This is a genomic window from Pseudoalteromonas sp. OF7H-1 (genome assembly GCF_022347825.1).
In the GTDB taxonomy this organism is placed as follows: domain Bacteria; phylum Pseudomonadota; class Gammaproteobacteria; order Enterobacterales; family Alteromonadaceae; genus Pseudoalteromonas; species Pseudoalteromonas maricaloris.
Window position 1 is genome coordinate 1 of sequence record NZ_JAKRFX010000032.1, and the last position, 9,626, is coordinate 9,626.

The 9,626-nt window shown below is 44.7% G+C and carries 17 protein-coding genes; all 17 read right to left on the bottom strand.

All coding sequences use genetic code 11. The features are described from left to right. Window positions 1–632: 632 nt before the first annotated feature. The 17 genes from rplQ to rplN all read right to left on the bottom strand — a co-directional run bounded on the left by rplQ (window position 633) and on the right by rplN (window position 9,110). Window positions 633–1,031 carry a 50S ribosomal protein L17 gene (gene rplQ, locus MHN30_RS23515; protein ID WP_039493510.1) on the bottom strand — a complete coding sequence of 133 codons (399 nt, stop codon included), beginning with the start codon at window positions 1,029–1,031 and terminating at the stop codon, window positions 633–635. A 39-nt stretch (window positions 1,032–1,070) separates the two neighbouring features. After that, window positions 1,071–2,057, bottom strand: a complete 987-nt coding sequence (gene rpoA, locus MHN30_RS23520) for a DNA-directed RNA polymerase subunit alpha (protein WP_010378288.1) — start codon at window positions 2,055–2,057, stop codon at window positions 1,071–1,073. 24 nt (window positions 2,058–2,081) lie between these two features. Beyond that, the gene (gene rpsD / locus MHN30_RS23525; protein WP_010378286.1) at window positions 2,082–2,702 is read right to left on the bottom strand and encodes a 30S ribosomal protein S4; all 621 of its coding nucleotides are present in this window, start codon (window positions 2,700–2,702) and stop codon (window positions 2,082–2,084) included. Between the two features lie 21 nt (window positions 2,703–2,723). Continuing rightward, window positions 2,724–3,110 carry a 30S ribosomal protein S11 gene (gene rpsK / locus MHN30_RS23530; RefSeq protein ID WP_010378285.1) on the bottom strand — a complete coding sequence of 129 codons (387 nt, stop codon included), beginning with the start codon at window positions 3,108–3,110 and terminating at the stop codon, window positions 2,724–2,726. 13 nt (window positions 3,111–3,123) lie between these two features. Beyond that, window positions 3,124–3,480, bottom strand: coding sequence for a 30S ribosomal protein S13 (gene rpsM / locus MHN30_RS23535; protein WP_010378282.1), 357 nt, complete (start codon window positions 3,478–3,480; stop codon window positions 3,124–3,126). Window positions 3,481–3,611: 131 nt separating this feature from the next. Beyond that, window positions 3,612–3,725: a 50S ribosomal protein L36 gene (gene rpmJ, locus MHN30_RS23540; protein ID WP_002959476.1), complete on the bottom strand. Its 114-nt coding sequence runs from the start codon at window positions 3,723–3,725 to the stop codon at window positions 3,612–3,614. A 22-nt stretch (window positions 3,726–3,747) separates the two neighbouring features. Then, window positions 3,748–5,076 carry a preprotein translocase subunit SecY gene (gene secY / locus MHN30_RS23545; RefSeq protein WP_010606805.1) on the bottom strand — a complete coding sequence of 443 codons (1,329 nt, stop codon included), beginning with the start codon at window positions 5,074–5,076 and terminating at the stop codon, window positions 3,748–3,750. Between the two features lie 11 nt (window positions 5,077–5,087). After that, entirely contained in the window at window positions 5,088–5,522 is a 435-nt protein-coding gene (gene rplO, locus MHN30_RS23550; RefSeq protein ID WP_010378278.1) for a 50S ribosomal protein L15, read from the bottom strand. Between the two features lie 4 nt (window positions 5,523–5,526). Continuing rightward, window positions 5,527–5,706, bottom strand: a complete 180-nt coding sequence (gene rpmD / locus MHN30_RS23555) for a 50S ribosomal protein L30 (RefSeq protein ID WP_010378276.1) — start codon at window positions 5,704–5,706, stop codon at window positions 5,527–5,529. A 6-nt stretch (window positions 5,707–5,712) separates the two neighbouring features. After that, on the bottom strand, window positions 5,713–6,219 hold the full coding sequence (gene rpsE, locus MHN30_RS23560; protein ID WP_010606806.1) for a 30S ribosomal protein S5: 507 nt from the start codon (window positions 6,217–6,219) through the stop codon (window positions 5,713–5,715). A 9-nt stretch (window positions 6,220–6,228) separates the two neighbouring features. Then, a complete protein-coding gene (gene rplR, locus MHN30_RS23565) occupies window positions 6,229–6,579 on the bottom strand; it encodes a 50S ribosomal protein L18 (protein ID WP_010378271.1) in 351 nt (116 codons plus the stop codon). 9 nt (window positions 6,580–6,588) lie between these two features. Beyond that, a complete protein-coding gene (gene rplF / locus MHN30_RS23570; protein WP_010378268.1) occupies window positions 6,589–7,119 on the bottom strand; it encodes a 50S ribosomal protein L6 in 531 nt (176 codons plus the stop codon). Between the two features lie 13 nt (window positions 7,120–7,132). Next, window positions 7,133–7,525 (bottom strand): 30S ribosomal protein S8, encoded by a 393-nt coding sequence (rpsH, locus tag MHN30_RS23575; RefSeq protein ID WP_010378266.1) that lies wholly within the window; start codon window positions 7,523–7,525, stop codon window positions 7,133–7,135. A 20-nt stretch (window positions 7,526–7,545) separates the two neighbouring features. Next, complete coding sequence (gene rpsN / locus MHN30_RS23580) at window positions 7,546–7,851, bottom strand: 30S ribosomal protein S14 (RefSeq protein ID WP_010378264.1); 306 nt, start codon at window positions 7,849–7,851, stop codon at window positions 7,546–7,548. Between the two features lie 10 nt (window positions 7,852–7,861). Further along, window positions 7,862–8,401, bottom strand: a complete 540-nt coding sequence (gene rplE / locus MHN30_RS23585; RefSeq protein ID WP_010378262.1) for a 50S ribosomal protein L5 — start codon at window positions 8,399–8,401, stop codon at window positions 7,862–7,864. A 15-nt stretch (window positions 8,402–8,416) separates the two neighbouring features. Continuing rightward, window positions 8,417–8,731 carry a 50S ribosomal protein L24 gene (gene rplX / locus MHN30_RS23590; RefSeq protein ID WP_010378260.1) on the bottom strand — a complete coding sequence of 105 codons (315 nt, stop codon included), beginning with the start codon at window positions 8,729–8,731 and terminating at the stop codon, window positions 8,417–8,419. A gap of 10 nt (window positions 8,732–8,741) precedes the next feature. Further along, window positions 8,742–9,110, bottom strand: coding sequence for a 50S ribosomal protein L14 (gene rplN, locus MHN30_RS23595; protein WP_010378257.1), 369 nt, complete (start codon window positions 9,108–9,110; stop codon window positions 8,742–8,744). Window positions 9,111–9,626 lie beyond the last annotated feature (516 nt).

Genomic DNA, 9,626 nt, shown 5'->3' on the forward strand with positions numbered 1-9,626 from the left:
TTGAGAAGAAGTTTCGAACTTAAGTTTTACTTGACGCTAACTCGTTGCTGCTTTGCTTTTCAGCGTAGCGCCCCGTGTCAGTGGGGTCGCATTATAGGGCGATCCGATTTTAGTGCAACCCTTTTTTAAAGAAAATTGCGAAAAAACGTTTGTTCGAGCAAAAATAAAGCGAAACGTCCATAAACCGTACTAAATGATGATAAAATGGACCTTCATCATGTCATTTTATGGCTGCTTTATACAGTTAACCCATTATCTGACGCTAACACCTCTATATAGTTACCATATCGTAGCCCCGTTTCTCCTTAGATGTTTACGTGATTGGCTCATCTACACTCACCATCATCGTTAACTAAGCGACCTTGTAACCAGAGGAGTTTATTCACCAAGTTTTAGTTAATCTGCACATTTAAATATACCTAATCAAAAGCTTGAACTTAGATAGTTCTTGATGGGAGGTTAATTTTGTAGAGTCTGAGTATTATGGTGTGGGTCTATTTGCTTATGTTCATCTGAATCTTTACGAAAATAAGCTGTGGTTTAAATCTAAGACTAGAGATTGTACTTAGCGGGTTATGAAAAAGAAAAAGCCGAGCTATGCTCGGCTTTTTTTGTGTCTTTAATAAGACTAATTACTCTGCAGACTGCGCGTCTTCTTGAACTTCTTCAGTCGCTGGGCGATCTAGTAGTTCAATGTAAGCCATTGGCGCGTTGTCACCTGTACGGAAGCCACACTTAAGAATACGAGTGTAACCACCTGGACGATCCGCGAAACGAGGACCGATCTCAGTGAACAATTTACCAACTACTTCTTTATCACGCGTGCGAGCAAACGCTAAACGACGGTTTGCTACGCTGTCAGTCTTAGCCAGTGTGATTAAAGGTTCAATTACACGGCGCAGCTCTTTTGCTTTAGGCAAAGTAGTTTTGATGATTTCGTGCTTCACCAAAGAACCAGCCATGTTGCTAAACATCGCTTTGCGATGGCTGCTGTTACGGTTTAATTGACGACCACTCTTACGATGGCGCATGACCCTATCCTTCTAACTAAACTAATATAGTAACTTAGATTACTCAGCTAGACTTGCAGGTGGCCAATTTTCTAGGCGCATACCTAGAGATAGACCACGTGAAGCTAGCACGTCTTTAATTTCAGTTAGAGACTTCTTACCAAGGTTTGGTGTTTTCAGAAGCTCAACTTCAGTACGCTGTACTAAGTCACCGATATATTGAATTTGCTCGGCTTTCAGACAGTTTGCAGAACGTACAGTTAGTTCTAAGTCATCAACTGGACGAAGTAGAATCGGATCGAACTCCGGCTTCTCTTCTTTCTCTTCTGGCTCAGAAACATCACGTAGGTCTACGAATGCATCTAATTGCTCAGCAAGGATAGTTGACGCACGGCGGATCGCTTCTTCAGGATCTAAAGTGCCGTTCGTTTCCATATCGATGATTAGTTTATCTAAGTCTGTACGCTGCTCAACACGAGCTGACTCAACCGAGTACGCAATACGCTCAACCGGGCTGAATGATGCATCTAGCAACAAACGGCCGATTGGGCGCTCATCGTCATCAGAGGATAAACGACTAGACGCCGGTACATAACCGCGACCACGCTCAACACGAATGCGCATGCTGATTTCGCTATTGTCAGCAGTTAAGTGACAAATGACATGCTCAGGGTTGGCGATAGTCACATCTCCGTCGTGCTGGATATCAGCCGCAGTCACAGGGCCTACACCAGACTTAGTCAGGGTAAGGAAAACTTCATCTTTACCTTCTAGAGATACCGCTAGACCTTTAAGGTTTAACAGAATTTCAATGATGTCTTCTTGTACGCCTTCTTTCGCGCTGTACTCGTGCAATACGCCGTCAATTTCAACTTCTGTCACAGCACAACCAGGCATAGATGAAAGAAGTATACGACGTAGAGCATTACCTAGTGTGTGGCCAAAACCACGCTCTAGAGGCTCTAAAACTACTTTAGAACGCGTTGAGCTTACAGCGTCGATATCGACTAATCTTGGTTTTAGGAATTCGGTTACAGAACCCTGCATTTTATCCTCTCTTAACTCTTAACTTTACTTCGAGTAAAGTTCGACGATTAGTTGTTCGTTAATGTCCGCAGACAGATCAGAACGCTCTGGTAGACGCTTGAAAGTGCCTTCCATTTTCTTACCGTCAACTTCAATCCAAGTTGGCTTTTCACGTTGCTCAGCCAACTCTAGAGCAGCGATGATACGCGCTTGCTTTTTAGACTTCTCGCGAATTACTACTACATCTTCAGGAGTAACTACGAAAGAAGGGATATTAACAACACGACCATTAACCATAACCGCTTTGTGGCTTACTAGCTGACGCGCTTCAGCACGTGTGCTTGCAAAACCCATGCGATATACAACATTGTCTAGACGTTGCTCTAGAAGCTGTAACAAGTTTTCACCTGTGTTACCTTTAAGGCGAGCAGCTTCTTTGTAGTAGTTACGGAATTGCTTTTCTAGTACACCGTAGATACGACGAACTTTTTGCTTTTCACGTAGCTGTAAACCGTAATCAGATAGACGACCTTTACGTGCGCCGTGCTGACCAGGTGCTGTTTCTAGTTTACACTTAGAGTCAATTGCTCTTACGCCGCTTTTAAGGAACAGGTCAGTACCTTCACGACGACTCAGCTTGAGCTTAGGGCCCAAATATCTTGCCATGTTCTTTCTCCTAACCTATTGTTATACGCGACGTTTCTTCGGTGGACGACAACCATTGTGTGGAATTGGCGTCACGTCAGTGATGTTAGTGATACGGTAACCAGCAGCATTCAATGCACGAACAGCAGACTCACGGCCTGGACCTGGACCTTTGATGAATACTTCTAGGTTCTTAAGACCGTACTCTTGTGCAGCAACACCTGCACGCTCCGCAGCAACCTGTGCAGCGAATGGAGTAGACTTACGAGAACCACGGAAACCTGAACCACCCGCAGTCGCCCAAGAAAGAGCATTACCTTGACGGTCAGTGATGGTCACAATCGTGTTGTTGAAAGATGCATGAACGTGAGCCATGCCGTCAACAACCTGCTTTTTGACCTTTTTACGACGAATTGGTGCTTTTGCCATAACTTACCCCACCTTATTTCTTGATAGGCTTGCGAGGACCCTTACGAGTACGCGCGTTAGTCTTAGTACGCTGACCACGTAGTGGTAGCGAACGACGGTGACGTAAGCCACGGAAACAACCAAGGTCCATAAGACGCTTGATGTTTAGTGTAACTTCACGACGAAGATCACCTTCAACAGTGTACTTGCCAACTTCTTCACGAAGGATGTCAAGTGTTTCGTCATTTAACTCGCCGATTTTAGTAGTTTCAGCGATACCTGTCGCAGCTAAGATCGCCTTAGCGCGAGTTTTACCTACACCATAGATGCTTGTTAAACCGATAACAGCATGCTTATGATCAGGAACGTTAATGCCTGCGATACGGGCCACTAACATATCTCCTATAAATAAACTTGATTATCATCTTGCTGGAAAGCCCGTATAGGATACCCAACCGACATTCAAGTTTTACCAAAGAAACAGGCTAAGTAAAGTTACTCAGCCTGCACGACTTAATTTGCTTAGCCTTGCCTTTGCTTGTGCTTTGGCTCACTGCAGATCACACGTACAACACCTGCACGCTTGATTACTTTGCAGTTACGGCAAATTTTCTTAACGGAAGCACGTACTTTCATTACTCAACTCCGTAAACTGACCTTAACGGCCGTAGCCTTTAAGGTTCGCTTTTTTCAGCACAGAATCATATTGATGTGACATCATATGAGTCTGTACTTGTGCCATAAAGTCCATGATGACAACAACGATAATCAGAATCGATGTACCGCCGAAGTAGAATGGCGTTTGCCATGCCATAGTCATAAACTCGGGCACCAGACAGATAAAGGTTATATACAAAGCACCTGCCAATGTCAGGCGTGTCATCACTTTATCAATGTATTTAGATGTCTGCTCACCTGGACGAATGCCTGGAATAAAAGCGCCAGATTTTTTCAGGTTATCTGCTGTCTCACGCGGGTTAAACACCAACGCAGTGTAGAAGAAGCAGAAGAAGATAATAGCCGCAGCTAATACCATCGCATACAGTGGTTGACCTGGAGTCAATACTGCTGAGATAGCTTGTAGCACATCAGCGACCGGACCTTCACCTTGGCCAAACCAGCTTGCTATTGTACCAGGGAACAAAATGATACTGCTAGCAAAGATTGGTGGAATAACACCCGCCATGTTAACTTTTAGTGGTAAGTGCGTGCTTTGAGCAGCAAATACCTGACGACCTTGTTGACGCTTCGCATAGTTTACAACGATACGACGTTGACCACGCTCGAAGAACACAACTAGGTAAGTTACAGCGAATACGATTACCGCAATCAATAACAATGCTAAAATATGCAGATCACCTTGGCGCGCCATTTCTGCTGTCGAACCAATTGCAGACGGCAGGTTAGCTACAATACCAACAAATATTAGAACTGAGATACCGTTACCGATACCACGCTCAGTGATTTGTTCGCCCAACCACATAAGGAACATAGTTCCTGTGACTAAGCTCACTACAGCTGTGAAATAAAAGCCGAAGCCTGGATTCACAACTAGGCCTTCCATCATGTTAGGTAGACCAGTAGCGATACCTATCGATTGGAATGTAGCAAGCACAAGCGTGCCATAACGCGTATACTGGCTGATTTTCTTACGCCCTTGCTCACCTTCTTTCTTAAGCTCTATCATCGCAGGATGTATGTGCGTTAATAGCTGCATAATAATCGAAGCCGAGATGTACGGCATAATACCTAGCGCCAATACCGATGCACGCTCAAGCGCACCACCGCTGAACATGTTGAACATCTCAACAATGGTGCCCTTTTGTTGCTCGAAGAATTCGGCAAGTACAGCGGCGTCAATCCCAGGGATTGGCACAAAAGAGCCCAGACGGTAAATAATGATAGCACCCAATACGAATAGTAATCGGCGCTTCAGTTCCGCAAGCCCACTTTGTGCACTTTGCATATCTTGACCTGGTTTAGCCATAGCGTACTTCCTTAGTCTTCTACCTTGCCTCCGGCAGCTTCGATAGCTTCGCGTGCACCTTTAGACACTTTCATGCCTTTAACAGTAACAGCGCGTGAAACTTCGCCAGATTTTACAACTTTTACGAACTGGATGTTCTTTTTAACGATACCAGCTGCCTGTAACGCGTTTAGATCTACCACATCGCCTTCAACTTTAGCGATTTCGAATAGATTCACTTCTTTAGACACAAGAGACTTGCGTGAAGTGAAACCAAACTTAGGTAGACGACGTTGCATAGGCATTTGACCGCCTTCGAAACCAACGCGTACTTTACCGCCAGAGCGTGACTTTTGACCTTTGTGACCACGGCCACCAGTCTTACCAAGACCAGAACCGATACCACGGCCAAGACGCTTACCAGCTGTTTTTGAACCTGCAGCAGGTGAAAGTGTATTCAAGTTCATCGAATTACCCCTCAACCTTAACCATGTAAGAAACTTGGTTGATCATACCGCGAACTGCTGGCGTATCTTCTAGCTCAACAGTGTGGTTGATACGACGTAAACCAAGGCCACGTAATGTAGCTTTATGCTTCGGTAAACGACCGATTGAGCTACGTACTTGAGTTACTTTTACTGTGTTTGCCATGGTGTCTTACCCCAAGATTTCGTCAACGCTAAGACCACGCTTCGCAGCAATACCTTCTGGAGAATTCATATTCTCTAGCGCTGCGATAGTTGCGCGAACGATGTTGATCGGGTTAGTTGAACCGTATGCTTTAGATAGTACGTTCTGTACGCCAGTTACTTCTAGTACTGCACGCATCGCACCACCTGCAATGATACCTGTACCTTCAGATGCAGGCTGCATGTAAACTTTAGAACCCGCGTGGCGACCCTTGATTGGGTGCTGTAGCGTGTTACCTTTAAGTTCAACAGTGATCATGTTACGACGTGCTTTTTCCATTGCTTTTTGAATAGCAGCAGGAACTTCACGTGCTTTACCATAACCAAAACCTACTTTACCAGCGCCATCACCAACTACTGTTAGTGCAGTGAAGCTAAAGATACGACCACCTTTAACCACTTTAGACACACGGTTTACCGCGATTAGCTTTTCAGCCAATTCAGGCTGTTGTGCTTTTGCTTCTACGTTAGCCATTGTCTACTCCTAGAATTGCAGACCGGCTTCGCGCGCAGCATCAGCTAGCGCCTTCACACGGCCGTGATATTTAAAGCCACTGCGATCAAAAGCGATTTTTTCAACGCCTTTGTCAGCTACGCGCTCAGCGATTGCTTTACCAACTGCTTGAGCCGCTTCGATGTTGCCTGTGCCTTTAACTGTTTCAACAATTGCTTTTTCAACAGTAGAAGCAGCAGCCAGTACATTACCCTCAGCATTAATTACTTGAGCGTAAATGTGACGTGGCGTGCGGTGGATAACAAGACGTGTTGTGCCTTGTTCGATAATATTTCTACGAGTGCGCTTAGCACGACGTAGACGAGCTGTTTTCTTATCCATCGTCTTACCTTACTTCTTCTTAGCCTCTTTACGACGCACGTGCTCATCAGCGTAACGTACACCTTTACCTTTATAAGGCTCTGGTTCACGGTATGAGCGGATGTTAGCAGCTGTTTGACCAACTAACTGCTTGTCTGCGCCTTTAACAACAATTTCAGTCTGGCTTGGAGCTTCGATAGTGATACCTGTTGGGATCTCGAAGTTCACTGGGTGAGAAAAGCCAAGGGTTAAATCTAATGAATTACCCTTAACTGCCGCACGGTAACCAACACCTACTAGCTGTAGTTTCTTCTCATAACCATCGTTAACACCAACAATCATGTTGTTGATTAGCGCACGTGCAGTACCAGCTTGAGCCCAAGCATTAGCAACTTCACGAGGAGCTGTAGTGATAACGTTGTCGTTTAGTGAAACTTCAACCGCATCGTTGATTGTGCGAGTTAATTCACCGTTCTTGCCTTTAACTTTGATGTCCTGGCCGTTAATTGTAACTTCAACACCGGCAGGAACATTGATTGGAGCCTTCGCTATACGAGACATAGTTCCCCTCCGATTAAGCTACAAAGCCAATGATTTCACCACCAACGCCAGCGGTACGCGCAGCGCGGTCTGTCATCAGGCCTTTAGAAGTTGATACGATAGCGATACCTAGACCACCCATTACCTTAGGTAATTCGTCACGTCTCTTATAGATACGTAGACCAGGGCGGCTAACACGCTGGATGTTTTCGATTACAGCTTTGCCTTCGAAGTACTTAAGTTCGATAGTCAATTCTGCTTTTACGTCACCAGATACTGCGAAGTCAGTGATATAACCTTCGTCTTTAAGTACCTTAGCTACAGCTACTTTCAGCTTTGAAGTTGGCATTGAAACAGATACCTTCTTCGCAGACTGACCGTTACGGATACGTGTGAACAAATCCGCAATTGGATCTTGCAAGCTCATGTCTTACTCCCGTGATTCTATTACCAACTAGCCTTTTTAAGGCCAGGAATTTCACCGCGCATCGCTGCTTCGCGAACTTTAATACGGCTTAAGCCGAACTTGCGAAGGTAACCATGAGGGCGGCCCGTGATGTTACAACGATTACGTTGACGTGAAGGGCTAGAATCGCGTGGTAAAGACTGTAGCTTTAACACTGCATCCCAACGCTCATCATCAGATGCATTAACATCGCTGATGATAGCTTTTAACGCAGCACGCTTTTCAGCATACTGAGTAACTAATTTAGCACGTTTTACGTCACGTGCTTTCATTGAATTCTTTGCCATAACCCTACCCTTACTTTTTGAATGGGAAGTTGAACGCTTCTAACAACGCACGGCCTTCGTCATCTGTTTTCGCAGAAGTAGTGATTGTGATATCCATACCGCGAACGCGGTCTACTTTATCATAATCGATTTCTGGGAAGATGATTTGTTCACGTACGCCCATAGAGTAGTTACCGCGACCGTCAAAAGACTTTGCGCTAACACCGCGGAAGTCACGAATACGTGGCATCGCGATAGAGACTAAACGCTCTAGGAAATCCCACATACGCTCGCCGCGTAGGGTTACTTTACAGCCAATTGGGTAACCTTCACGGATCTTAAAGCCAGCAACTGATTTGCGTGCTTTAGTCACTAGAGGCTTCTGACCAGAGATTGATTCTAGGTCTGCTACTGCGTTTTCTAGAATTTTCTTGTCAGCTAGGGCTTCGCCCACACCCATGTTAAGTGTGATCTTTTCGATCTGAGGGACTTGCATGACAGAGCTGTAACCGAACTTCTCTTGAAGCTCTTTTACCACTTTGTCTTTGTACACTTCATGCAGTTTCGCCATCGTCTACTCCAACTATTAAATAGTTTTACCGGTAGACTTGAAGAAACGGACTTTTTTACCGTCTTCAAATCTAAAACCTACACGATCCGCTTTGCCAGTTTCGGCATTGAAAATCGCTACGTTTGATACGTCGACTGACGCTTCTTTCTCAACAACACCGCCAGCTTGCTGTAGTTGTGGTACAGGCTTCTGGTGTTTCTTGATGATGTTAACGCCTTCAACAAATACTCGGCCAGTTTCAGTAACAACTGAAAGCACTTTACCGCGCTTACCTTTGTCTTTACCGGCTAGTACGATTACTTCGTCATCACGACGGATTTTTGCTGCCATGATCGACTCCTTATAGTACTTCTGGTGCTAGTGAAACGATCTTCATGAACTTTTCAGTACGAAGTTCACGAGTCACAGGGCCGAAGATACGAGTACCAATAGGCTGTAAGTTATCATTTAAGATAACAGCCGCATTGCTATCGAAACGGATTAAAGAGCCGTCTGGACGACGTACGCCTTTTTTAGTACGCACTACTACTGCGTTTTTAACATCACCTTTCTTCACTTTGCCGCGAGGAATCGCTTCTTTAACAGAAACTTTAATGATGTCGCCAACCGCTGCGTAGCGACGGTGCGAACCACCAAGGACTTTTATACACTGCACTTTGCGAGCGCCGCTGTTATCAGCAACGTCCAGCTGAGTTTGCATTTGGATCATCTTAATGACCTCCGGTGTAGTTACAACTCGCCTAGATTTCGTTCAAAATCAAGGCATTTAGGTTAAATTCCACTCAAAAAACTGTGATTATGTCTTTCAAGGGCGGGCAATTGTATCAGCAATGTCGCATCAAAGATAGTTCAATTTTTAATTAATTTAACGCGTTAACATGACGTACCGATTACAGTTTGAGGATATGGCGGCAAGCAATCGAGAATTCAACCACTTGCACAAATATTAAACAAAGTTTATAGCGGAAATTTTATTTCGATTATTGTTTAGGCATATCGCTTAGTAGGCTGCGAACAAGAATTTATCATCCTTTTCTCACAAACAAGCTCAAGCTTTGAGCAACCATATAGAGCAACGAGAGAATTTTAGAAACCGTCAAGTCGAGATAAATCTCGACCTACGACTCTCTTTAACTTTTGATGTAATCACCCACACTGCTTACGGTGTCTAACCAATAACCGTTTTTAGGGTCCTGTGAGAAGTCGAGATAAATCTCGACCTACG

Coding starts and splice junctions, on each gene's coding strand:
- rplQ (WP_039493510.1), bottom strand. CDS start 1,031: ATGCGCCATCGTAAGAGTGGTCGTCAATTAAACCGTAACAGCAGCCAT.
- rpoA (WP_010378288.1), bottom strand. CDS start 2,057: ATGCAGGGTTCTGTAACCGAATTCCTAAAACCAAGATTAGTCGATATC.
- rpsD (WP_010378286.1), bottom strand. CDS start 2,702: ATGGCAAGATATTTGGGCCCTAAGCTCAAGCTGAGTCGTCGTGAAGGT.
- rpsK (WP_010378285.1), bottom strand. CDS start 3,110: ATGGCAAAAGCACCAATTCGTCGTAAAAAGGTCAAAAAGCAGGTTGTT.
- rpmJ (WP_002959476.1), bottom strand. CDS start 3,725: ATGAAAGTACGTGCTTCCGTTAAGAAAATTTGCCGTAACTGCAAAGTA.
- secY (WP_010606805.1), bottom strand. CDS start 5,076: ATGGCTAAACCAGGTCAAGATATGCAAAGTGCACAAAGTGGGCTTGCG.
- rplO (WP_010378278.1), bottom strand. CDS start 5,522: ATGAACTTGAATACACTTTCACCTGCTGCAGGTTCAAAAACAGCTGGT.
- rpmD (WP_010378276.1), bottom strand. CDS start 5,706: ATGGCAAACACAGTAAAAGTAACTCAAGTACGTAGCTCAATCGGTCGT.
- rpsE (WP_010606806.1), bottom strand. CDS start 6,219: ATGGCTAACGTAGAAGCAAAAGCACAACAGCCTGAATTGGCTGAAAAG.
- rplR (WP_010378271.1), bottom strand. CDS start 6,579: ATGGATAAGAAAACAGCTCGTCTACGTCGTGCTAAGCGCACTCGTAGA.
- rplF (WP_010378268.1), bottom strand. CDS start 7,119: ATGTCTCGTATAGCGAAGGCTCCAATCAATGTTCCTGCCGGTGTTGAA.
- rpsH (WP_010378266.1), bottom strand. CDS start 7,525: ATGAGCTTGCAAGATCCAATTGCGGATTTGTTCACACGTATCCGTAAC.
- rpsN (WP_010378264.1), bottom strand. CDS start 7,851: ATGGCAAAGAATTCAATGAAAGCACGTGACGTAAAACGTGCTAAATTA.
- rplE (WP_010378262.1), bottom strand. CDS start 8,401: ATGGCGAAACTGCATGAAGTGTACAAAGACAAAGTGGTAAAAGAGCTT.
- rplX (WP_010378260.1), bottom strand. CDS start 8,731: ATGGCAGCAAAAATCCGTCGTGATGACGAAGTAATCGTACTAGCCGGT.
- rplN (WP_010378257.1), bottom strand. CDS start 9,110: ATGATCCAAATGCAAACTCAGCTGGACGTTGCTGATAACAGCGGCGCT.